Origin of the sequence: Agromyces sp. NDB4Y10 (assembly GCF_001620055.1) — a bacterium.
Taxonomy (GTDB): Bacteria; Actinomycetota; Actinomycetes; order Actinomycetales; family Microbacteriaceae; genus Agromyces; species Agromyces indicus.
The window spans coordinates 34297-55399 of the sequence record NZ_LQGY01000069.1 but is presented as its reverse complement, the minus strand read 5'-3'; the positions used below and the strand labels follow the sequence as shown (position 1 = coordinate 55399).

Annotated in this window: 20 protein-coding genes; 11 read left to right on the top strand and 9 right to left on the bottom strand. The window is 72.7% G+C overall.

Going from position 1 to position 21103, the window contains the following annotated elements; translation table 11 throughout:
- The first annotated feature begins 142 nt into the window (after positions 1–142).
- Positions 143–1303, top strand: a complete 1161-nt coding sequence (locus AVP42_RS15785; RefSeq protein ID WP_067950740.1) for a CaiB/BaiF CoA-transferase family protein — start codon at positions 143–145, stop codon at positions 1301–1303.
- A gap of 42 nt (positions 1304–1345) precedes the next feature.
- On the top strand, positions 1346–2554 hold the full coding sequence (locus tag AVP42_RS15780; protein WP_067950739.1) for an acyl-CoA dehydrogenase family protein: 1209 nt from the start codon (positions 1346–1348) through the stop codon (positions 2552–2554).
- Between the two features lie 101 nt (positions 2555–2655).
- Here the strand turns inward: AVP42_RS15780 and AVP42_RS15775 are convergent, their stop codons facing one another.
- Positions 2656–2991, bottom strand: coding sequence for a hypothetical protein (locus tag AVP42_RS15775; protein ID WP_067950737.1), 336 nt, complete (start codon positions 2989–2991; stop codon positions 2656–2658).
- 316 nt (positions 2992–3307) lie between these two features.
- Between AVP42_RS15775 and AVP42_RS15770 the strand changes: the two genes are divergently transcribed.
- The 4 genes from AVP42_RS15770 (at position 3308) to AVP42_RS15755 (ending at position 6548) form a co-directional block, all read left to right on the top strand.
- The gene (locus tag AVP42_RS15770; RefSeq protein WP_067950735.1) at positions 3308–4126 is read left to right on the top strand and encodes an amino acid ABC transporter substrate-binding protein; all 819 of its coding nucleotides are present in this window, start codon (positions 3308–3310) and stop codon (positions 4124–4126) included.
- A 127-nt stretch (positions 4127–4253) separates the two neighbouring features.
- Positions 4254–4919 carry an amino acid ABC transporter permease gene (locus tag AVP42_RS15765; protein ID WP_067950733.1) on the top strand — a complete coding sequence of 222 codons (666 nt, stop codon included), beginning with the start codon at positions 4254–4256 and terminating at the stop codon, positions 4917–4919.
- Entirely contained in the window at positions 4906–5697 is a 792-nt protein-coding gene (locus AVP42_RS15760; RefSeq protein WP_067950731.1) for an amino acid ABC transporter ATP-binding protein, read from the top strand. The genes AVP42_RS15765 and AVP42_RS15760 overlap by 14 nt, the downstream gene beginning before the upstream one ends.
- Positions 5698–5753: 56 nt before the next feature.
- A complete protein-coding gene (locus tag AVP42_RS15755; RefSeq protein WP_067950729.1) occupies positions 5754–6548 on the top strand; it encodes a Pr6Pr family membrane protein in 795 nt (264 codons plus the stop codon).
- A gap of 16 nt (positions 6549–6564) precedes the next feature.
- Here the strand turns inward: AVP42_RS15755 and AVP42_RS17010 are convergent, their stop codons facing one another.
- The 3 genes from AVP42_RS17010 to AVP42_RS15740 all read right to left on the bottom strand — a co-directional run bounded on the left by AVP42_RS17010 (position 6565) and on the right by AVP42_RS15740 (position 11208).
- Positions 6565–8052, bottom strand: a complete 1488-nt coding sequence (locus AVP42_RS17010) for an FAD-dependent oxidoreductase (protein WP_082847350.1) — start codon at positions 8050–8052, stop codon at positions 6565–6567.
- A 65-nt stretch (positions 8053–8117) separates the two neighbouring features.
- Positions 8118–9548: an aspartate aminotransferase family protein gene (locus AVP42_RS15745; protein WP_082847349.1), complete on the bottom strand. Its 1431-nt coding sequence runs from the start codon at positions 9546–9548 to the stop codon at positions 8118–8120.
- Positions 9549–9654: 106 nt separating this feature from the next.
- Positions 9655–11208, bottom strand: coding sequence for a CoA-acylating methylmalonate-semialdehyde dehydrogenase (locus AVP42_RS15740; RefSeq protein WP_067950725.1), 1554 nt, complete (start codon positions 11206–11208; stop codon positions 9655–9657).
- A 112-nt stretch (positions 11209–11320) separates the two neighbouring features.
- Here AVP42_RS15740 and AVP42_RS15735 point away from each other — a divergent pair, with 112 nt between their 5' ends.
- The 3 genes from AVP42_RS15735 (at position 11321) to AVP42_RS15725 (ending at position 14285) form a co-directional block, all read left to right on the top strand.
- Entirely contained in the window at positions 11321–12997 is a 1677-nt protein-coding gene (locus tag AVP42_RS15735) for a PucR family transcriptional regulator (protein ID WP_231878672.1), read from the top strand.
- Positions 12998–13087: 90 nt separating this feature from the next.
- Positions 13088–13543 carry a VOC family protein gene (locus AVP42_RS15730; protein WP_067950722.1) on the top strand — a complete coding sequence of 152 codons (456 nt, stop codon included), beginning with the start codon at positions 13088–13090 and terminating at the stop codon, positions 13541–13543.
- A 7-nt stretch (positions 13544–13550) separates the two neighbouring features.
- Complete coding sequence (locus tag AVP42_RS15725; protein ID WP_067950720.1) at positions 13551–14285, top strand: helix-turn-helix domain-containing protein; 735 nt, start codon at positions 13551–13553, stop codon at positions 14283–14285.
- 16 nt (positions 14286–14301) lie between these two features.
- On the opposite strand, the gene AVP42_RS15720 is transcribed toward AVP42_RS15725, so the two are convergent.
- The 3 genes from AVP42_RS15720 to AVP42_RS15710 form a co-directional block, all read right to left on the bottom strand.
- A complete protein-coding gene (locus AVP42_RS15720; protein WP_197467052.1) occupies positions 14302–14856 on the bottom strand; it encodes an MOSC domain-containing protein in 555 nt (184 codons plus the stop codon).
- A 103-nt stretch (positions 14857–14959) separates the two neighbouring features.
- Complete coding sequence (locus tag AVP42_RS15715) at positions 14960–15349, bottom strand: cupin domain-containing protein (protein WP_231878671.1); 390 nt, start codon at positions 15347–15349, stop codon at positions 14960–14962.
- Positions 15346–16794 (bottom strand): FAD-binding oxidoreductase, encoded by a 1449-nt coding sequence (locus AVP42_RS15710; RefSeq protein WP_067950718.1) that lies wholly within the window; start codon positions 16792–16794, stop codon positions 15346–15348. The genes AVP42_RS15715 and AVP42_RS15710 overlap by 4 nt, the downstream gene beginning before the upstream one ends.
- Positions 16795–16912: 118 nt before the next feature.
- On the opposite strand from AVP42_RS15710, the gene AVP42_RS15705 reads away from it, so the two are divergent.
- The gene (locus AVP42_RS15705) at positions 16913–17719 is read left to right on the top strand and encodes a glycoside hydrolase family 16 protein (RefSeq protein WP_067950716.1); all 807 of its coding nucleotides are present in this window, start codon (positions 16913–16915) and stop codon (positions 17717–17719) included.
- Positions 17720–17768: 49 nt separating this feature from the next.
- Here AVP42_RS15705 and AVP42_RS15700 read toward each other — a convergent pair whose 3' ends face one another.
- Positions 17769–18854 carry a serine hydrolase gene (locus tag AVP42_RS15700; RefSeq protein ID WP_067950714.1) on the bottom strand — a complete coding sequence of 362 codons (1086 nt, stop codon included), beginning with the start codon at positions 18852–18854 and terminating at the stop codon, positions 17769–17771.
- A gap of 83 nt (positions 18855–18937) precedes the next feature.
- Here AVP42_RS15700 and AVP42_RS15695 point away from each other — a divergent pair, with 83 nt between their 5' ends.
- Positions 18938–19477, top strand: coding sequence for a helix-turn-helix transcriptional regulator (locus AVP42_RS15695; protein WP_067950711.1), 540 nt, complete (start codon positions 18938–18940; stop codon positions 19475–19477).
- A gap of 98 nt (positions 19478–19575) precedes the next feature.
- Here the strand turns inward: AVP42_RS15695 and AVP42_RS15690 are convergent, their stop codons facing one another.
- The gene (locus AVP42_RS15690; RefSeq protein ID WP_082847348.1) at positions 19576–21093 is read right to left on the bottom strand and encodes a helix-turn-helix transcriptional regulator; all 1518 of its coding nucleotides are present in this window, start codon (positions 21091–21093) and stop codon (positions 19576–19578) included.
- Positions 21094–21103: the final 10 nt, after the last annotated feature.

Genomic DNA, 21103 nt, shown 5'->3' with positions numbered 1-21103 from the left:
AGCGGAGATCCTGCCCGCGCGATCGACGCGGTGGCGGATCCGCGACCGGCGTTGGACATCCTGTACAGGAGGGGTCCCCGGGGGCGTGGGTATCGTGGCGAGCGGATCGGCTCGAGCGGTCCGGATCGGCCGAGGAGGGCGGATGGCGCACACGGAGCAGCGTGCGGGCGGCGGCGTGCTCGCCGGCATCCGCGTCGCCGACTTCTCGCGCGTGCTCGCCGGACCGTACGCGACGATGCTGCTCGCCGACTTCGGCGCCGACGTCGTCAAGATCGAGCCGCCCGCGGGCGACGACACCCGCCAGTGGCATCCGCCGGTCGGGCCCGACGGGCAGGCCACGTACTTCGCGAGCGTGAACCGCAACAAGCGCTCGGTGGCGCTCGACCTCACGGATGCCGCGGGGCTCGCCGAGGCGCGACGGCTCGCCGCGAGCGCCGACGTGGTCGTCGAGAACTTCCGGCCCGGGGTGATGGCGCGGTTCGGACTGGCGTACGACGACGTGCGCGCCGCGAACCCGGGCGTCGTGTACTGCTCGATCACCGGGTTCGGTGCCGGCGAGGGCGCCGCGCTCGCCGGGTACGACCTGCTCGTGCAGGCGGTCGGCGGGCTCATGAGCATCACCGGCGCGCCCGACGGCGACCCCACCAAGGCGGGCGTCGCGCTCGTCGACGTGCTCACCGGCCAGAACGCGGTCGCCGGCATCCTGCTGGCCCTGCGGCGGCGGGACGCCACGGGCGAGGGCGCGCACGTCGAGGTGAACCTGCTGCAGAGCCTGCTCTCCGCGCTCACCAACCAGGCCGGGTCGACCCTCGCGACGGGTCGCGCCCCCGGACGGCTCGGCAACGCGCACCCGAGCATCGCCCCGTACGCGGTGTTCCGCGCCGCCGACCGGGAGCTCGTCATCGCGGTCGGCAACGACCGGCAGTTTCGCACGCTCGCACGGCTGCTCGGGGCTCCGGCGCTCGCCGACGACGAGCGGTTCACGACGAACGCCGCCCGGGTCGGGCACCGGGACGCGCTGCACGAGGAGCTCGGACGCGCGCTCGCCGCGGCATCCGCTGCCCATTGGGTCGAGGTGCTGACGGATGCGGGCGTGCCGTCGGGCCTCGTGAACGACGTGGGGGAGGCGCTGGCGTTCGCCGACCGGCTCGGGCTCGCCCCCGTCGTCCACCTCGACGGCGTGCGGTCGGTGGCCAACCCGATCGGCCTCGCCGCCGCGCCGCCCGGCTACCACTCGCCGCCCCCGCGGCTCGACGCCGACCGCGGCGCCGACTGGCGCCGAACGAACCCGCTGGACGAGTAGCGCGCAGCGCGAATCGAGACCTCGAACCGCGAAAGGACCACCATGACCGACACCGCCGCCCCGATCGTCACCGCGCCGCGCATCGACGCCGTGTTCGACCTCGACGCCCTGCTCACCGACGACGAGCTCGAGTGGCGCGATCGCGCGCGCCGTTTCGCGCAGGAGCGCATCGCGCCGATCATCGAGCAGGACTTCGAGGACCAGGTCTTCCGCCGCGAGCTCGTGCGCGAGGCCGGCGAGCTCGGGTTCCTCGGCATGCACCTGAGCGGCTACGGATGCGCCGGAGCGGGCGCCGTCGCATACGGGCTGGTGTGCCTCGAGCTCGAGGCGGCCGACTCCGGATGGCGCACCTTCGTCTCGGTGCAGGGTTCGCTCGCGATGAGCGCCATCCACAAGTACGGCTCGGAGGAGCAGAAGCAGCGGTGGCTGCCCGGCATGGCGAAGGGCGAGCTCATCGGCTGCTTCGCCCTCACCGAGCCGCAGGGCGGCAGCGACCCCGCGGCGATGACGACCGTCGCGCGCCGGGAGGGCGACGAGTGGGTGCTCGACGGCGCCAAGCGGTGGATCGGCCTCGCCTCGCTCGCCGACGTCGCGGTCGTCTGGGCGAAGGTGGCGGATGACGCGGGGGAGGACGCCGGCGTCGTGCGCGGGTTCCTCGTGCCGACCTCGACGCCGGGCTTCACGGCGACGCCCATCACCGGCAAGCTCTCGATGCGCGCCTCGGTGCAGTGCGACGTGACGTTCGACGGCGTGCGGCTGCCGGCCGACGCGATGCTGCCGGGCGCCCGCGGGCTGTCGGGGCCGTTCGGCTGCCTCAACGAGGCGCGCTACGGCATCGTGTGGGGCGCGATGGGCGCGGCGCGGTCCTGCCTCGAGGCGGCGCTCGCGCGATCGATGTCGCGCGAGGTGTTCGGCAAGCCGATCGGGGCGAACCAGCTCATCCAGGCCAAGCTCGCCGACATGCTCGTCGAGGTCGAGAAGGGCGTGCTGCTCGCGCTGCACCTCGGACGGCTCAAGGAGCGCGGCGCGCTCACGCCCGCGCAGATCTCGGTCGGCAAGCTGAACTCGGTGCGCGAGGCGCTGCGGATCGCGCACGACGCGCGGGCCATCCTCGGCGGCGACGGCATCACGTCCGAGTTCCCCGTGATGCGTCATGCGGCGAATCTCGAGTCGGTGCGCACCTACGAGGGCACCGACGAGGTGCACCAGCTCGTCATCGGGCGCGCGCTCACGGGCCTCAACGCGTTCTGAGTCGCGTCCGGCGCTCCGCCGCCTCGGGCGCGCGTACTGGGCACCGACGGCCGAGGCCGACACCCCGCGGGGATGCCGGCCTCGGTGGAGCGGGGCGCGGGTCAGTTGACCCCGGGGATGACGATCCAGCCCTGCGAGAGCACGATCCACAGCACCACGAGCACGAGCGCGACGACGGTGAGGGCGATGCCGCCGCGGCGGGCGCTGCCGCGCAGGAAGAGCAGGACGGCGAGCACGATCGCGAGGATGATGCCGAGCACGAGCGACCCGAACGGGATTCCCGTGACGAACAGCGAGAGCAGGAACAGCACGGCGACGACGATCTCGATGATCGCGACGACGTTCGTCCCACGACCGCGGGCGCGCATGATGCCGTCGACGAGCGCGGCGATGCCGCCGGCCAGGGCGATGACGAGCAGCCAGGACAGGGTGAGCATGGGGGTCTCCTTCGGTGTGGGGGCACCTCGTCGAGGGGATCCGCCCCACGACGGCGGCCAGCCTAGCCACGGCGGCGGCCGGGGCGCCGCCGGTTGCGCGTCCGTTGCGCGCCGGTGTAGGCCGGTGGCGAGCCGGGATCGCGGGGCTTGCCGCCGATCGTCCGTGAATCGTGCGGATCGGGAATGGAAACGCGGCGTCATCCGGTTTCATCCCGTGGCCGCAGCCTGCTGGACTCGAACCGGCAGTCGCACCACGTCCCGCGGCATCCGGCCCACCACGCCGAACCGCCACCACGTCACGAACGGAGCACCATCCATGACCCGCACCCGCACGATCCTCGGCCTCGCCGCCGCATCCGCCGCCGTCGTCGCGCTCGCCGCCTGCTCGAGCGGTGACAGCGGCTCCGGCTCCGGGTCGACGGATGCCGCGGGCGACGACTACGGCCTCGTGCAGGCCGGCACGCTGACCGTCGCCACCGAGGGCACCTACCGTCCGTTCAGCTTCCACGAGGACGGCTCGGGCGACCTCGTCGGCTACGACGTCGAGGTGGCCGAGGCCGTCGCCGAGAAGCTCGGGCTCGAGGTGCAGTTCCAGGAGACGCAGTGGGACGCGATCTTCGCGGGCCTCGACGCGGGCCGCTTCGACGTCATCGCGAACCAGGTCTCGATCACCCCGGAGCGCGAGGAGCAGTACCTCTTCAGCGAGCCGTACACGGTCTCGCGCGGCGTCGTCGTCGTCAACGAGGGCGACACGTCGATCTCGTCGTTCGACGACCTCGAGGGCAAGACCACCGCCCAGTCGCTCACGAGCAACTGGTACGCGCTCGCGACCGAGTCGGGCGCGAACGTCGAGGCCGTCGAGGGCTGGGCTCAGGCCGTCGCACTGCTGCAGCAGGGCCGCGTCGACGCGACCATCAACGACGAGCTCACGTTCCTCGACTACCTGAACACCACGCCGGATGCCGCGATCGAGGTCGCCGTCGAGACCGACGAGACCTCCGAGAGCGCGTTCGCCCTCACGCAGGACAAGGAGGCGCTCGTCGAGGCGATCGACGAGGCGCTCGCGGAGCTCCGCGAGGAGGGCGTGCTCGCCGAGCTCGGCGAGAAGTACTTCGGCGCCGACGTCTCCGAGTAATCCGTATCCGAGTGTCGCCGCTCCCGCCGCGTGACGACGCGGGAGCGGCGACACTCGTCGCGGGTGGCAACATTGGGCGGAAGGCCGCGCCCGCGGCATCCGTCGTCGCCGGAAGGACGTGAGCCGAGTGAACGAGAACGTGCAGCTCCTGCTCGATTCGGTCGTGCCTCTGGCGGTGGGCGCCGTGACGGGCACTATTCCGCTCGCGCTCGCGTCGTTCGCCCTCGGGCTCGCGCTCGCCCTGGTCGTCGCGCTCATGCGGCTGTCGAAGAACCGGGTCGTGTCGGGCATCGCCCGGTTCTACGTCTCCGTGATCCGCGGCACCCCGCTGCTCGTGCAGTTGTTCGTGATCTTCTACGGCATGCCCTCGATCGGCATCACCATCGATCCGTGGCCGAGCGCCATCGCCGCGTTCTCGCTCAACGTCGGCGGGTACGCGGCGGAGATCATCCGAGCCGCCATCCTGTCGGTCCCGAAGGGGCAGTGGGAGGCGGCGTACACGATCGGGATGTCCCCGGCGACGACCCTGCGCCGCGTCATCCTGCCGCAGGCGGCGCGGGTGTCGGTGCCGCCCCTGTCGAACACGTTCATCTCGCTCGTGAAGGACACCTCGCTCGCCTCGCTCATCCTCGTGACCGAGATGTTCCGCGTCGCCCAGCAGATCGCGGCATTCAGCACGGAGTTCATGCTGGTGTACCTCGAGGCGGCCCTGCTCTACTGGATCATCTGCCTTGCGCTCTCCGGCGGGCAGGCGCGACTCGAGAAGAGGTTGGACCGCTATGTCGCCCACTGATCACGCCGCGCCGGCGGAGGCCGCCACGCTGCTCACGGCACGCGGCATCCGCAAGTCGTTCGGCGACCACGAGGTGCTGCGCGGCATCGACTTCTCGGTGCGTCGCGGCGACGTGGTGACCCTGATCGGCCCGAGCGGGTCGGGCAAGACGACGGTGCTGCGTGCGCTCAACGGCCTCGAGACGCCGGATGGCGGCGAGCTCGCGTTCGACGGCGGGCCCACGATCGATTTCTCGCGTCCGGTCTCGAAGGGCGACCGGATCGCGATGCGCGACCGCTCGGCGATGGTGTTCCAGCACCACAACCTGTTCCCCCACATGACCGTGCTCGAGAACGTGGTCGAGGGGCCGATCCGGGTGCAGCGCGTGCCGAAGGCGGAGGCGATCGCGGCCGCCGAGGCGCTGCTCGACCGGGTGGGCCTCGCCGAGAAGCGCGACCAGTACCCGTTCCAGCTCTCGGGCGGGCAGCAGCAGCGCGTCGGCATCGTGCGCGCGCTCGCCCTGAAGCCCGACCTGCTGCTGTTCGACGAGCCGACGAGCGCGCTCGACCCCGAGCTCGTCGGCGAGGTGCTGCACGTCATCAAGGAGCTCGCCGACGAGGGCTGGACGATGGTCGTCGTCACGCACGAGCTCGCCTTCGCTCGGCAGGCGGCCGACGAGGTGCTGTTCATGGACGGCGGCGTCATCGTCGAGCGCGGCGCACCGCGCGACATCTTCACGAACCCGCGCGAGGAGCGCACCCGGCGGTTCCTGGACCGGATCCTGCGCCCGCTCGACTGACGGCACCGGCGCGGGGCGCCCAGCGAGTGCGGGTGCGAGGCGCGTAACGTGAGGGCATGCCCGCGACCGTCACCGGCTCCGCCGCAGGGGTGACGACCGCGAGGCGCGGGTTGGGCGCCTTCCGGCTCGGCATCGCCGTGCTCGAGATCGTGGCGCTCGTCGGCAACTACGAGTACGTGCTGCGCTTCCCGCTGTTCGCGTCGGTGAACTTCTTCAGCTACTTCACCATCCAGTCGGCGATGCTCGCCGTGGCCACGCTCCTCGTCGCGGCCTGGTTCGCCTGGTTCCGCCCGCGGGATCCGGTGTGGCTCGGTGCCTTCCGCACGATGGTCACGGTCTACCTCCTCGTCTCCGGGGTCGTGTTCGCGCTCATCGCGGCGCAGGCGTCGAGCCGCGACTACCGGCTCGACATCCCTTGGTCGGACACGCTGCTGCACTTCGTGGTGCCCGTGCTCGCCCTCATCGCGTGGACCATCGATGCGATCCTCGCGGTGAATCCGCCCGTGCCGTGGTCGACCATCGGGTTCGTGCTGCTCTTCCCCTCGGTGTGGCTCGTGTACACGCTCCTGCGCGGCGGGCAGATCGGCTGGTACCCGTACTTCTTCCTCGACGAGACGCAGGTCGGCGGCTACGGCGGCGTGGCCGCGTACTGCGCGATGGTGCTGCTCATCTTCGTCGCCCTCACGTCGGTGCTGGTGGCCGTCCACCGGCGCCTCGAGCGGCGCGGGCTCCGGCAGCGCATCCACCGGCGGCGGCTCGAGGTCGAAGCAGCGGATGCCGCGGCGCGAGCGGATGCCGCATCCGCGCCCGGTTCGCCCGCCGAGTGGCTCGTCGGAGCGGACCGGCGATAGGGGCCCGGGGCGTCCGCTAGGTCGCGACGAACGGTGCGAGGGCGTCGAGCACGACGTCGAGCGCCTCGTCGTCGTCGTCGATCGCGGCGACCCGACGCGCGTGCTCGGCGGCGAGGACCCCGACGAGCATCGGCCGCCGCGGATCGTCGCCGAGGTCGAGCCACGCCGCGACGGTCGGCGTCTCGCCGACGACCGTGAGCACGTTGGGCGCGCCGCGCCCGGGGAGGGGGCCCGGCGCGGCATCCGTCTCGGACCGCCAGAAGGGCGTGTCGAACCGGAGCCAGACGAGGTCGACCGCGCCCATTCCGAGCAGCGAGACGGCCCGCTGGTGGCGGAGCGGTAGCGGCGGGTCGAAGGCGATCGTGTCGGTCCGCAGCACGCCGACCGAGGCGGTCACGATGGCACGCTGCACGCGGATGGACTCGCCTGAGTCGAGGCGCAACCCCACGCCACGGTCGTCGAGGACCACGTCCGTGACGACGCTGGCGCCCGCGATGTCGACGCCATCGGCGAGCGTCTCGAGGAGCCCCGACCACCCGCCTGTGACCTGGCCCGTCGGGCGCCACACGCGTCCCAGGTCGAGGCGTTGCGCGGACAGGCGCGTCGCCGTCGCCCCGGTGGCCGGCTCGATGCCGGTCGACAGGGCGTGGCGGAGCCAGTCCGTCGGCGTGAGCCCGAGGTCGTCGGCTTCGCCGGGGAGCGGCACGACCCCGGAGTCGACGAGCGCGGTGGTGAGGGACACGTCCGACGGCTGGGCGAGCGCCCACTCGTGTGCCGCGGCGATCGCGGCGGTGCCGGTCGGCGGAGGCGTGCCCAGGTTGGCGCCGTTCGGCGTGCGCGCCTCCAGCACGGGGGTGAACCGCCGGGTCGGTACCGCCGCCCTCCGCAGCACCGATCGCATCGTGGCCAGGTCGGACACGAACGGGCTGCCGAGTTCCACCGGCCCGGCGAAGTCGTCGTCGTCGACCGAGTGGAGGCGGCCGCCGAGCCGGTCCGACGCCTCGATCACGACCACGTCGATGCCGCGGTCGGCGAGCGTGCGGGCGGCGGCGAGCCCCGCGATGCCCGCGCCGATCACGGCGACGCGGTCGCCCTCCTCGGCGAGTTCCGCGATCACGCGCCCGGCGCGGAGCCCTTCGTTGTAGGCCCCGTGGACCGTGCCGGGTGCCGTGGCCGAGGTCGCCTCGCCGGCGATCACCAGGCGGCCCTCGACGGGCTCGCCGAGGGCGGTGCGCAGGTCGTCCGTGGTTCCCACGCCGTCGAAGCTGTAGGCGCCGCGGACGAACGGGTCGGCGGTCCAGCGGGAACGGCGGAACGCGACGGGCTGCGGCACCCCGCCCGGCGTCGACGTCGGGGTCGACGTGCGCGTGCCCGTCGGCCCCGGAGACCCGGTGGGATCGGGGCGACCGTCGGTGCACGCGGCGAGCGTGAGGGCCGCGCCCGAGAGCGCGGCCGCGAGGAACGCGCGCCGCGGCATCCCACCGGCGGGCCCCCGAGCGTCCATGTGCCTCAGGCTAGCCGCTCCCGGCGGACCGCCCTCCCGCCACGCGACTCCTGGCCGCCCGTGCGTCAGCCGAGCTCGGCGTCGGCCAGGTCGAGCGCGGCGTCGATGATGTCGAGTCCGCGCACGAGCTCCTCCTCGGTGATGACGAGCGGCGGCGCGACGTGCATGCGGTTGAAGTGGATGAACGGCCACAGCCCCGCCTGCTTGCACGCGGCCGCGACCTTCGCCATCGGCGCGGCATCCGCCCCCGACGCGTTGAACGGCACGAGCGGCTCGCGCGTCTCCCGGTCGCGGACGAGCTCGATCGCCCAGAACAGCCCGAGTCCGCGCACCTCGCCGACCGACGGATGCCGCTCCGCGATCTCGCGCAGGCGCGGACCGACGACGCGCTCGCCGAGGTCGCGCACGCGCTCGAGGATGCCGTCGCGCTCGAACACCTCGAACGTCGCGACGCCCGCCGCGCACGCGAGCGGGTGACCCGAGTAGGTGAGCCCGCCGGCGAACGGCACGGTGTCGAAGTGCGACGCGATGCGCTGCGAGATCACGACGCCGCCGAGCGGCACGTAGCCCGAGTTCACGCCCTTCGCGAAGGTGATGAGGTCGGGCGTCACGCCGAAGTGATTCACCGCGAACCACTCGCCGACGCGGCCGAAGCCGACCATGACCTCGTCGGCGATGTAGACGATGCCGAACCGGTCGCAGAGCTCGCGCACGCCCTGCAGGTAGCCGGGCGGCGGCACGAGCACGCCGTTCGTGCCGACGACGGTCTCGATGATGATCGCCGCGACCGTGGTCGCGCCCTCGAGCGTGATGACCTGCTCGAGGTGCGCGAGCGCGCGCTCGGTCTCCTCGGCCTCGTTCGATGCGTGGAACGACGAGCGGTACGGGTACGGCCCGAGGAAGTGCACGACGCTGCCGTCGCTCGGCTCGTTCGCCCAGCGGCGCGGGTCGCCGGTCAGCGAGATCGCCGTGGCCGTGCCGCCGTGGTAGCTGCGGTACATCGACAGCACCTTGCGGCGACCCGTTACGGCGCGCGCCATCCGCACCGCGTGCTCGTTCGCGTCGGCGCCGCCGTTCGTGAAGAACACCTTGTCGAGGTCGCCGGGCGCGACCTCGGCGATGCGCCGGGCGAGCTCGCCGCGAACGTCGTTGGCGAGCGCGGGCTGGATCGTCGCGAGCCGGCCCGCCTGCTCCTGGATCGCCGCGACGAGATCCGGGTGCTGGTGACCGAGGTTGAGGTTCACGAGCTGGCTCGAGAAGTCGAGGTAGGCGTTGCCCTGGTAGTCCCAGAACGTCGACCCCTCGCCGGCAGCGACGGGCAGCGGGTCGATGAGGGCCTGCGCGCTCCAGGAGTGGAACACGTGGGCGCGGTCGTCGGCGCGCACCTGCGCGTCGGCGGCGGCGTCGGGCAGCGGATGCCGCGTGCCGCGGCGGTCGACGTACGAGGCCGCGTCCGCGGCATCCGTCGTCGCTTCGGGAACGAGCGTGTCGGTCATGTGAAGGTCCTTTCGGGGTCCGGTGGTCGAGTCGGCGCGCCAGCGCCGTATCGAGACCCTGCGACGGTCTCGATACGCGCTTCGCGCTACTCGACCACCGAAGCGGTCAGTGGTTCTGCGGGAAGCCGAGGTTGATGCCGCCGTGGGTGGCCGGGTCGAGCCACCGGCTGGTGACGGCCTTCTCGCGCGTGAAGAAGTCGAAGCCGTGCACGCCGTAGGCCTTGCTGTCGCCGAAGAGCGACTGCTTCCATCCGCCGAACGAGTGGTAGGCGACCGGCACCGGGATCGGGACGTTGATGCCGACCATGCCGACCTCCACCTCGTTCTGGAAGCGGCGGGCCGCACCGCCGTCGTTGGTGAAGATCGCCGTGCCGTTGCCGAACCGGCCCGAGTTGATGAGGTCGAGGCCCTCGTCGTACGACGCGACGCGCACGACCGAGAGCACCGGGCCGAAGATCTCCTCGGTGTAGGCGCGCGACGACGTCGGGACGTGGTCGAGCAGGGTCGGGCCGAAGAAGAAGCCGTCCTCGTGGCCGTCGACCGAGAAGCCGCGGCCGTCGACCACGACGGACGCACCGTCGGCTTCGGCGATGTCGACGTAGGAGGCGACCTTGTCGCGGTGCACGTCGGTGATGAGCGGGCCCATGTCGGGCTCGACGCCGTCCGTGCCGGCGCCGTTGCCGATCTTCAGCTTCGCGATGCGCTCGGCGATCTTCGCGACGAGCTCGTCGGCGACGGGTTCGACGGCGAGCACGACCGAGATGGCCATGCAGCGCTCGCCCGCCGCGCCGTAGCCCGCGTTGACGGCCGAGTCGGCGACCAGGTCGAGGTCGGCGTCGGGCAGCACGAGCATGTGGTTCTTGGCGCCGCCCAGGGCCTGGACGCGCTTGCCGTGCTTGGCGGCGGTCTCGTAGATGTACTGGGCGATCGGCGTCGAGCCCACGAACGAGATCGACTGGACGATCGGCGAGGTCAGCAGGCCGTCGACGGCGAGCTTGTCGCCCTGGAGGACCGTGAACACGCCGTCCGGCAGGCCGGCCTCCTTCCAGAGCTCCGCCAGCCAGAGCGCGGCCGACGGGTCCTTCTCGCTCGGCTTCAGGACGACGGCGTTGCCCGCCGCGATCGCGATCGGGAAGAACCACATGGGCACCATGGCCGGGAAGTTGAAGGGGCTGATGACGCCGACCACGCCGAGCGGCTGCTTCAGCGAGTAGACGTCGATGCCCGACGAGGCGTTCTCGGAGAAGGCGCCCTTGATGAGGTGCGGGAAGCCGGTGGCGAGCTCGACGACCTCCTGGCCGCGGAGGATCTCGCCCATCGCGTCGGAGAGCACCTTGCCGTGCTCGGCGGTGATGATCGCGGCGAGCTCGCCCTTCCGCGCGTTGAGCAGCTCCCGGAACGCGAACAGCACGCTCTGGCGCTTCGCGATCGAGTAGCGGCTCCAGACCTCGTAGCCGCGCTGCGCGGAGGCGATCGCCTCGTCGATCTCGGCCCGGTCGGCGAGCGCGACCTCCGCCTGCACGGCGCCGGTGGCGGGGTTGTACACGGGCGCGGTCCGGCCGGAGGTGGAGGGGCGCAGCGCGCCGTCGATCCAGTGCCCGAGGTGGGGCACGTCGGCGGTCGCGGCGGGCGAGGTGGCGGCGGTCTCGGTGAGGCTCATGGTGGTCCTTCGGTGGATGCGGTGCTGCCGGATGTCGCGAATCGGACAGAACGACCGGCAGGTCGGTACGCTGATGTGGTCCCAGTCTGACAGCGAAGAACCGAGGTGGACGGTGCCAGAGCGTCGCGAAGATCCACTCGATCGAACGGATCGTCCGGAACGGTCGGACCGCGCCGCCCCTGCGTTCGCCGTCGACGACGCGCTCCCGACGGTCGCCGAGATCCTCGCGCTTCCGGCGGTCGCGGACGGGGTGCCCGAGGTGCTCGTCGGCGACACCGCCCTCGACGCGCGGGTCCGCTGGGTGCACGTCTCCGACAGCGCGGGCGTGGCCCGGCTGCTCGTCGGCGGCGAGCTGCTCCTCTCCACGGGGTCGGGCTGGCCCGCCGAGCCGGGTGAGCTCCGCGCATTCGTCGCCGAGCTCGTCGACGTCGGCATCGCCGGGCTCGTCCTCGAGCTCGGCGTGCACTACCGGTACGTGCCGGCCGTCGTCGTGCAGGCGGCGGCCGACCACGGGCTCGCGCTCGTCGCCCTGCACCGAGAGGTGAAGTTCGTCGCGCTCACCGAGGCGGTGCACCGCCGCATCATCTCCGAGCAGACGACCGCACTGCATGCCCGCGACGAGGTCCGCGAGCGGTTCACGGCACTGGCCCTCCGCGGCGCCCCCGCGGACTACGTCGTGCAGCAGCTCGCGCAGACCCTCGACGCGCCCGTGGTGCTCGAGAACCTCGCACACGAGGTGGTGGCGGCCGACGTGCCGCCCGACGCCGAGGAGGCGCTGCTCGGCGGGTGGCAGCTGCGCTCGCGCGACGCCCACCGTCGCGCGGGGACGCCGGGGGGCGGGCCGGACCCCTGGCTCATCGTGCCGGTCGAGGCGCGCGGCATCCGTTGGGGGCACCTGGTCGCGCTGCCCGGGCCGGCGCACCCGGCCGGCCGCACGAGCGTCCTCGAGCAGGGCGCGATCGCGCTCGCGCTCGGCCGGCTCGCGGACGGCGACGACGACACGTGGGGTCGCGTCGGCCGCCGCCGGCTCGTCGAGCACCTGCTCTCCGGGCGCTTCGCCGCGCCGGGCGGGGCGACCGCACGGCTCGAGGCGGCCGGCCTGCCGGTCACCGGGTCCGACCTGTACGGGCTCGCCCTCGCCGGTCGCGGCGGTGACGGCGACGCGGATGCCGCAGCGCGGGCGCTCGGCGGGCGGGCGATCGAGGGTGGGGCGCCGGGCGGAGGCGCCGCGGCATCCGTTCGCGTGGTGCTGCTGTCGCTGCCGACCGGGACGCCGTTCGACGACGCGGCGGCCAGGACGCTCGGGCTCGCCCTCGACGCCGGGTCACCGGCGGACGGGGTCCGTGCGTCGCTCGCGATCGGCTCCCGGGCCGACGACCTCGACGGGCTGCTCGTCTCGGTGCAGGAGGCGCTCGACCTCGCCGCGACGCCGCCGCCGAGGCCCGCGCGCGGGCTCGTGGTGCGCCGCGCGGAGGACCGCCCGCTCGTGCGACTCGTGACCTCGCTCCGCGACGACCACCGGCTGCAGGAGCTCGGCGAACGCATGCTCGCGCCGATCGTCGAGTACGACCTCGCCCGCGGCGGCGACCTGCTCGACGTGCTGGGTGCCATGCTGGCGCATCCCGGCAACCGCACGGCGGCGGCGCAGGCGAGCCACCTCTCGCGGTCGGTGTTCTACCAGCGGCTCGCGCTCATCGGCGACCTGCTGGGCGCCGACCTCGACGACGGCGAGACGCTGACGGCGCTGCACCTCGCGTTGCTCGTGCGGCGGGGCGGCGGCGTGCGGTGATCGTTACTTGCTCTTGACAAGTGCACTTGCAAAGAGCAAGCTGTGGTCAGAACCCGGGTCAACCACCTATTCGCACGACCGGAGGACACCATGACCGCCAGCATCTTCGTGAACTTCCCCACGACCGACCTCGACCGCTCCAAGGCGTTCTACGCGGCGCTGGGGTACCGCATCAACCCGAACTTCACCGATGAGAACGCCGCGTGCGTCGTGCTCGACGACAACCTGTACTTCATGGTGCTCACGCGCGAGTTCCTCGGCACGTTCACCGACAAGCAGATCATCGACCCGAAGACCCACGCGCAGATGGCCGTCTCGCTCACCTGCGAGTCGCGCGAGGCCGTCGACGAGATGCTGGCCAAGGCGCTCGCCGCCGGCGGCACCGAACCGCGCCCTGCCCAGGACTACGGGTTCATGTACTCGCGCGACCTCGAGGACCCGGACGGCAACATCCTCGGCTACCTCTACATGGAGCCGGCCGCCGCCGAGATGGGGCCCGAGGCGTACCTGGCCGAGCAGGGCGCCGCGTCGGCGGGCTCGGCCTGAGCGGCCGGTGGCCACACGCGCACCCCGCGGCTTCGGCCAGTACGGCGGCGTGCCGCGGGCCCTCGAGCGGGTCGGGGAACGGTGGGCGCTGCTCATCGTCCGCGACCTGCTCGTCGGCCCGCGCCGGTACGGCGACCTGAAGGCCGGACTGGCGCGGATCCCGACGAACATCCTGGCCGACCGGCTGAAGGAGCTGCAGGAGGCCGGGGTCATCCGCCGCGTGCCGATGGTGCGCGGCGGGTACGAGCTCACCCCGCTCGGGCGCGAGCTCGCGCCCGTGGTCGCCGCCCTCGAGCGGTGGGGCTGGTCGCTGCTCGGCGAACCCGCCGAGGGCGAGCAGCTCACGCGCGAGGCGCTCGCGACCGCGTTGCGGGCGGCCTTCCGAGCGGATGCCGCGGCGGGAGCGCCGCCGACCGAGTACGTACTCCACGTCGGCGACGCCTCGGTCGCGGCGGCGGTCGTCGGCGGCACGCTCGACGTCGCGCCGATCGGGCCGGGCTCGCTGCCGCAACCGCAGCGGCCGGGCGCCGAACCCTCGTTCCAGGCGAGCCTCGAGGCCGCGCTCGAACCCGCCGCGTTCGGCGAGCTGCTCGCCGGACGGCTGCCCGCGACCGAGGTCCGCATCCTCGCCGGCGACCTCGAGTCCGTCGAGCGCTTCCGCGCGACGTTCCGCATCGAACCGGTCGAGCCGGCCGGACCCGCGGATGCCGCGGACGCCGGCGCCGCGGCATCCGTCGCCTGATCGCCGGGCAGCCCGGTCAGAGCCGGGGGAGCGGCTCGTGCGGCTCGGCCGGGAGTTCGACCGCGATCGGGTCGCCGGCACGGACGACGCCGCCCTCGACGACGACGGCCATGATGCCGGCGCGCAGCCGGGTCGCGCCGCGCTCCCGGCGGACCATCCGCCGCATGAGCCCCGGCTGGAAGCGGTCGATCTGCACGCACGGCGTGCGGAGGCCGGTGATCTCGACCTCGGCCGACGACCCGAGCCGCAGGCGGGTGCCGAGCGGCAGCGCGAGCAGGTCGAGGCCCGTCGTCGTCACGTTCTCGCCGAGTTCGCCCGGCGCGACCTCATGGCCCTCGACGGCCAGCTCGTCGAAGAGCTCGGCCTGGATGAGGTGCACCTGCCGGCGGTTCGGCTCGGTCCAGGTACCGCGGAACCGGGAGCGGCGCGTCACCGTCGGGCCCGCGTGCGCGTCGCCGTCGATGCCGTGACCGGCGACGAGCACGATCTCGTCGCGCAGCGGCTTGGAGAACCGGTGCCGGTCGTCGCGCGCGACGGCGACCACGGCGGGTGCGCGCGAGTCGGAGTCCATCGCTCAAGTATGCGCCGCACGGCGGATGCACTCGGCGGTGCCGGCGCGGAGGCAGGACGCCGACGTCCGGCATCCCGGCGCAGCGCACCGCGGCGCGGCGAGCTCAGCGCGCGATGAAGAGCTTCCGCAGCGTCTCCGTGACCGTCCAGACCGTCTGCATGCCCGCGTCGAGCCGCACGATCGACCCGGGCCGCAGCTCGACGGGCGGCAGCGCCGGGTCGACGAACTCCACGGTCGCCGCCCCGCCGATCACGAGGAAGACCTCGTCGACCTCGGTGTCGCGCATCGCGCCCGGCGTCATCTCCCAGACGCCGAGCTCGCCGACCCCGGCGGCCGCGTCGGCCGCCGGCTCGTCGAGCGGCGCGTACCCCGTGGTCGGCGCGCCGGCCACCACCTGGTCGGCGGGCACGGGTTCGTGCGCGATCGGCAGGGTCGCGGCATCCGTCACCGCGCCGGCGACCAGGCGAGCGAGCCCGCCGTCGGCGCCGCTCACGAGTCGAACCCCAGCCCGACCGCGTCGAGGGTCTTCAGCAGCAGGTTGCGCCGGCCGAGGTCGTGGTCGGCGCGGTCGAGCGACCAGCGGGTCAGGTTGATGCCGACGGATGCCGCGGGCTCGGGTGGGAACGGCAGCGGCCGCGTGCGCACCATCTCGAGTCGCGTGCGCTCGGTGTCGCGCCCGTCGAGGAGGTCGAGCATGGTCCGGGCCATGAACCGCGTCGAGGCGACGCCGAGCCCGGTGAACCCGGACGCGTACGCCACCCGACCGCCGCGCGCGAGCCCCGTGAACGCGGTGAACTGCGTCGACGTGTCGATCGCGCCCGCCCACCGGTGCGTGAACCGCAGCCCCTCGAGCTGCGGGTAGGTCGTGAAGAAGTGGCTCGCGAGCCTCGCGTAGCTCTCGGGTCGGTCCTCGTAGCGCTCGCGGATGCGGCCTCCGGCGTGGTAGATCGCGTCGTAGCCGCCGTACAGGATGCGGCCGTCGCGTGTCATGCGCGAGTAGTGGAACTGGTTCGCCAGGTCGCCGATGCCCTGCCGGTTCGCCCAGCCGATCGACCGCTGCTGCTCGGCCGACAGCGGTTCGGTCATGAGCACGTAGTCGTAGACGGGCACGGTCATGAGCCGGTTGCGCTTGAGCAGCGACGGGAACACGTTGGTCGCGAGGACCACGCGCGCGGCGTCGACGCGGCCGTGCTCGGTGCGCAGCGTGACGGGCGCGGACGAACCGGAGCCCTCGAGGCGCCGCACCGGGGAGCGCTCGAAGATCTCGACGCCGGCCTCCTCGGCGACGCGGGCGAGTTCGGCGGCGAGCTTCGCCGGGTGCAGGATGGCGCTCGTGCGCGTGTTCCACACCCCCGCGAGGTAGGTGGGCGAGTCCACCTCGGCGCGCACCTGGTGCTCGTCGAGCAGGCGGACGGAGTCGTCGCCCCGGTGCGCGGCATCCGCTGCGGCCTCGTGCAGCCACTCGACCTGGTGCGGTTCGACGGCGACGTCGAGCGAGCCGTTGCGCTCGAACTCGAAGTCCATGCCGAACTCGGCCTCGGCGGCCTCGATCGCGTCGAGGTTCGCGAGTCCCTGGCGGTCGAGCTCGTCGATCTCGTCGGGCCAGCGGCTGAGGCCGTTCTCGCGGCCGTGGGTGAGGCTCGCCTCGCAGAAGCCGCCGTTGCGACCGGATGCCGCCCAGCCGATGCGCCGCCCCTCGAGGAGCACGACGCGCTGGTCGGGGTTCGCGTGCTTGGCGAGCACGGCCGTCCAGAGGCCGGTGTAGCCGCCGCCGACGATCGCGAGGTCGGCCGTGCGCGCACCCTCGAGCCGGGGTCGCTCGGGCTTCGCCGAGTCGGGCAGGTCGTCGATCCAGAAGACCGAGCGGCGGCTGTCGGCGAGGCTGCGGTCGATGACGGATGCCGCGGGCCTGCGGCGTTCGTAGACGGTCGTTCCCATGCGGGATCACTCCAAGTCGGTGCGGATGGCTCCATCATGACGCATATTGCACGCGTGGACAATAGTGGCCTGTGGATGACTCCAGCGAGTGTCGGCGGAGTGGGGGAGTATCGAACGCATGCCTGCAGTGCCGCCCGCTCCGCCCGTGCCGCCGCCCCCGCCCGACCTGCTCGAGTTCGACGCCGACCTCTCCGGGCCCGAGCTCGACCTCGAGCAGTGGATCCCGCACTACCTGCCGCAGTGGTCCAGTCGTGAACGCACCCGCGCGCGCTACGACGTGGCCGACGGCATCCTGCGGCTGCGGGTCGACGCCGACCAGCCCGCGTGGTCCGCCGAGTACGACGGCACGACCCAGGTGTCCAACCTCCAGACCGCCGTGCGGTCCGGCGCGGTCGGGTCCTCCATCGGGCAGCACCCCTTCCGCGAGGGGCTCGTCGTCCGCGAGGCGCAGGGCGACCGGCGCCTGTACACGCCGCACTTCGGCCGCATCGAGATCGTCGCGGCGATCGACGGCATCGACGAGCACGCCATGGCCGCGCTGTGGCTGATCGGGCTCGAGGAGGAGCCCGAACAGTCCGCCGAGATCTGCGTCTTCGAGGTCTTCGGCCGCGACATCGCCGACGACGGCAGCGCGCTCGTCGGCATCGGGGTGCACCCCTTCAACGATCCGACGATCACCGACGACTTCGAGCAGGTCGCGTTCCACGACGACGTGCGCGAGCCGCACACCTACACGGTGGACTGGCGCCCGGAGGAGGTCGTCTTCTCGATCGACGGACTCGTGCGCAAGCGCGTCGCGCAGTCGCCGCAGTACCCGATGCAGCTCATGCTCGATGTATTCGCCTTCCCCCCCGAGCCGCCCGCGACGGCGTCGTACCCGCAGTCGTTCGCCGTGCACGCGGTGCGGGGGTACCGGGCCGGCTGACCGGGCCGCGAGCGCGGCGTGCCCGACTTCGAGTGGGCCGCGGCATCCGTCATCGCGAGACGCGCTGGAGGGCCCGCTCGATCTCGATGAGGGTGCGGGAGCTCGGGACCATCTCTCGCGTGCCGCCGAAGTTCAGGACGATCTCGGCGTCGTGCACCGGGTCGTGGAACACGTGCGTGGCGAGCACGCCGATGTGCCCGACCGGCCGCGGCAGGCCGCGCAGGAACGGGCTGAACCCCTCGAAGCGCACCTGCATCATGCCGGCGCCGTAGCGGATGCCCGGACGGAACCGATGCCGCGGCTCGGCCAGGTACCGGAGGTGCGCCTCGCCGATCAGCCGCCCGTGGTGCAGCGCGTCGCTGAACGCGACGAGGTCGTCGAGCGTGCTCACCACGCCGCCGCCCGCCCAGTCGCAGCTCACGCTGCGGGCCTCCGTCACGTCGCGTCGACCGATCCGGACCGGCGCGATGCGAGTCCGGACCGAACCGCCCTCCCGGGCGGGCCGCGAGCGGAGCCACAGCGAGCTGTCGATCATGCCGACGGGCTCGAAGATGCGCTCGTGCAGCAGGTCGTGGAAGGTGGAGCCGGTCGACTCCTCGAGCAGGCGGCCGAGGAGGACGTACCCGGTGTCGGAGTACCGGAAGCGCTCGCCGGGCCGGCCGACGGGGCGCTGGCGTTCGCGGCTGAAGTCGAGCAGGTCGCGCGGGGTCCAGAACCGGTCGGGCTCGTCGTGCACGAGCTCGACCATGCGCCGCCCGCTCGTCACAGGTCCCTCGAAGTAGTCAGCGACGCCGGCCGTGTGCGCCAGGAGCTGGTGGACGGTCGCGCCGCCCGCGGCATCCGTCGACCCGTCGGCGTCGAACAGGCCGGCGAGCTCGTCCCCCGGAAGGACGCGGCTCACGGGCGTGTCGGTCGTGAAGGCACCCGCCTCGACGGCCTGCATCGTGAGCGTCGCCGTAAACAGCTTGCCGACGCTCGCGGCGTGGAACGGGAGGGCGAGTTCGCCGGATCGGTACGAGATGCCGAGCCCGGCGGCGTGCACGGCGACCTGGGGCGGAGCGAGGGCCCCGCGCCGCGCGGCGACCAGCGCGAGGTGGCGATCGAGGCGCGTGGCGAAGTCGACGGCGGCGGTCATCTGCGAGAATCCTCTCGTCTCGAAACGTGATATCACGGTTAGGTATATCACGATCAGGAATATGGCGGAAGGTGCCGACGACGATGGGCCACGTGATCCTCGGGCTGCTCATGCTGCTCGGGCCCCAGACCCTGTACTCGCTGAACAAGCAGTTCGAGCGCGGGCCCTCGCTCTTCTACCGCGCCAGCTTCGGCAGCCTGCAGTCCGCCCTGCGGTCACTGCTCGCCGCCGGGCACGTGACCGTGCACGAGAGCACCGAGGGCGGCCGCAACAAGAAGAACTACGCGGTGACGGATGCCGGCGCCGCGGCCTTCCACGCCTGGATCCGCTCGCCGCTCGCCGGGGGCGACCTCGAGGTCGCCGCGCTCTCGCGCCTGTTCCTCCTCGGACTCGTGGAAGACCCCGCCGAGCGGCGCGACATCCTCGACCACATCGTCGCCGAGGTCGAGCGCGAGCTCGGACGCCTCGAGGACTTCGCCGCCGCGCTCGACGAACAGGCGGGCGCCGTCCCCGAGGAGTACCGTGCGGTCTTCCAATACCAGCGGGCCACGCTCGACTACGGCCTCATGGCGCACCGCGCGGGGCTGGCCTGGTTCCGCGAACTCGCGGCCCGAGACGACTGACGGCGTCGAGGGGACGCGACATGCCGCGCGGCCCCGGGCGCACGCGGCGTGTCGCGTCCCCTCGCGGCACGCGCGGAGTGGGCCGGGAGCAGCGCGGCTCAGCCGCGGGGCGCGTGCGCCTCGAGGAACTGGTACACCTCGGTCTGGTCCACACCGGGGAAGGTGCCGGTCGGCAGCGCCGCGAGCAGCGAGGTCGGCGTGCGTGCGGCCGGCCACGAGGCATCCGCCCACTTCTCGGAGAGCTCGGACGGCGCCCGGCGGCAGCACGACTCGTCGGGGCAGCGCGACACCGAACGCCGAGGCGTCTCGCGACCGCGGAACCACTTCACGTGCTCGAACGGCACACCCACCGAGACGGAGTACTCGCCCTCCTTGGCCTTCTCGATGCGCGAGGTGCACCAGAACGTGCCCGTGGACGTGTCGGTGTACTGCGAGTACGGGGTGAAGCGGTCCTCGGCGTCGAACACCGTCCGCGCCGTCCACTGGCGGCACACCGTCGTGCCCTCGACCGCGCCGAGCGCGTCGGACGGGAACCGCACCGCGTCGTTCTCGTACGCCTTGATGATCGTGCCCGACTCGTGCACCTTCATGAAGTGCACCGGGATGTCGAGCCGGGCCGTCGCGAGGTTCGTGAACCGGTGCGCGGCGGTCTCGTATGAGACCGCGAAGTGGTCGCGGAGCTCCTCCATCGAGATGCGGCGCAGGTTCTTCGCCTCGGTGAGGTAGCGCACGGCGGCTTGCTCGGGCAGCAGGATGGCGGCCGTGAGGTAGTTCGTCTCGATGCGCTGGCGCAGGAAGTCGCCGTAGTTGCCGGGCTCCTCGTGGCCGAGCAGGTGCGAGGCGAGCGCCTGCAGGATGGGGGAGCGCGAGTCGCGCGACGGCGACTGCTGGGTGGGCAGGTAGATCCGGCCGTTGCGCTTGTCGGTCACCGACCTGGTGGAGTGCGGCAGGTCGCCGACGTAATGCAGCGAGTACCCGAGGTGGCTCGCCATGTCGGCGACGAGCTGGTGGGAGACGGGCCCGCCGCTGTGTCCGACGGCCTCGAGCAGCTCGGCGGCCTTCGCCTCGAGTTCGGGGTAGAAGTTGTCGCGGGCCCGCATCTCGGCGCGCAGCTGCGCGTTCGCGCGCCGCGCCTCCTCGGGCGTCGCCGCGCGCTCGCGGTGCAGCCGGTCGATCTCGTTGTGGAGGGCGAGGATCGTCTGGAGGGTCTGGTCGCTCATCGTCTTCGCGACGCGAAACGGCTCGAGGCCGAGCGCCGAGAAGACGGGCCCCCGCTGGGCGCGTTCGACGGCGATCTCGAGCGCGGCACGCTCGGAGGGCGCGTCGGGTCGGAGCAGCTCGTCGGCCGTGGTGCCGAGGGCGAGGGCGATCGTGCGCAGCATCGACAGCCGCGGCTCGCGCTTGCCGTTCTCGATGGCGCTCACCTGCGACGGCGCGCGGTCGATCGCGGCGGCGAGTGCGCCGAGCGTCATCCCGGCCGCGAGACGGCGATCACGGATGCGGCGGCCGAGCGTCAGGGCGTCGACCTCGTCGGGCGACGGCTCGGGCGGCGCGCCGACGACGCCCGCGACGGGCGTCGCGGCGGTGGCGGGGCGGAGGCGATCGGCGGTGACCATGCCTCATGCT

What these genes read in the sequence shown, in the direction of transcription:
- AVP42_RS15730 (WP_067950722.1), top strand. Translation starts at nt 13,088, where the DNA reads ATGACCGCCAGCATCTTCGTGAACTTCCCCACGACCGACCTCGACCGC.
- AVP42_RS15785 (WP_067950740.1), top strand. Translation starts at nt 143, where the DNA reads ATGGCGCACACGGAGCAGCGTGCGGGCGGCGGCGTGCTCGCCGGCATC.
- AVP42_RS15780 (WP_067950739.1), top strand. Translation starts at nt 1,346, where the DNA reads ATGACCGACACCGCCGCCCCGATCGTCACCGCGCCGCGCATCGACGCC.
- AVP42_RS17010 (WP_082847350.1), bottom strand. Translation starts at nt 8,052, where the DNA reads ATGGACGCTCGGGGGCCCGCCGGTGGGATGCCGCGGCGCGCGTTCCTC.
- AVP42_RS15720 (WP_197467052.1), bottom strand. Translation starts at nt 14,856, where the DNA reads ATGGACTCCGACTCGCGCGCACCCGCCGTGGTCGCCGTCGCGCGCGAC.
- AVP42_RS15760 (WP_067950731.1), top strand. Translation starts at nt 4,906, where the DNA reads ATGTCGCCCACTGATCACGCCGCGCCGGCGGAGGCCGCCACGCTGCTC.
- AVP42_RS15775 (WP_067950737.1), bottom strand. Translation starts at nt 2,991, where the DNA reads ATGCTCACCCTGTCCTGGCTGCTCGTCATCGCCCTGGCCGGCGGCATC.
- AVP42_RS15690 (WP_082847348.1), bottom strand. Translation starts at nt 21,093, where the DNA reads ATGGTCACCGCCGATCGCCTCCGCCCCGCCACCGCCGCGACGCCCGTC.
- AVP42_RS15770 (WP_067950735.1), top strand. Translation starts at nt 3,308, where the DNA reads ATGACCCGCACCCGCACGATCCTCGGCCTCGCCGCCGCATCCGCCGCC.
- AVP42_RS15710 (WP_067950718.1), bottom strand. Translation starts at nt 16,794, where the DNA reads ATGGGAACGACCGTCTACGAACGCCGCAGGCCCGCGGCATCCGTCATC.
- AVP42_RS15745 (WP_082847349.1), bottom strand. Translation starts at nt 9,548, where the DNA reads ATGACCGACACGCTCGTTCCCGAAGCGACGACGGATGCCGCGGACGCG.
- AVP42_RS15695 (WP_067950711.1), top strand. Translation starts at nt 18,938, where the DNA reads ATGGGCCACGTGATCCTCGGGCTGCTCATGCTGCTCGGGCCCCAGACC.
- AVP42_RS15700 (WP_067950714.1), bottom strand. Translation starts at nt 18,854, where the DNA reads ATGACCGCCGCCGTCGACTTCGCCACGCGCCTCGATCGCCACCTCGCG.
- AVP42_RS15755 (WP_067950729.1), top strand. Translation starts at nt 5,754, where the DNA reads ATGCCCGCGACCGTCACCGGCTCCGCCGCAGGGGTGACGACCGCGAGG.
- AVP42_RS15740 (WP_067950725.1), bottom strand. Translation starts at nt 11,208, where the DNA reads ATGAGCCTCACCGAGACCGCCGCCACCTCGCCCGCCGCGACCGCCGAC.
- AVP42_RS15705 (WP_067950716.1), top strand. Translation starts at nt 16,913, where the DNA reads ATGCCTGCAGTGCCGCCCGCTCCGCCCGTGCCGCCGCCCCCGCCCGAC.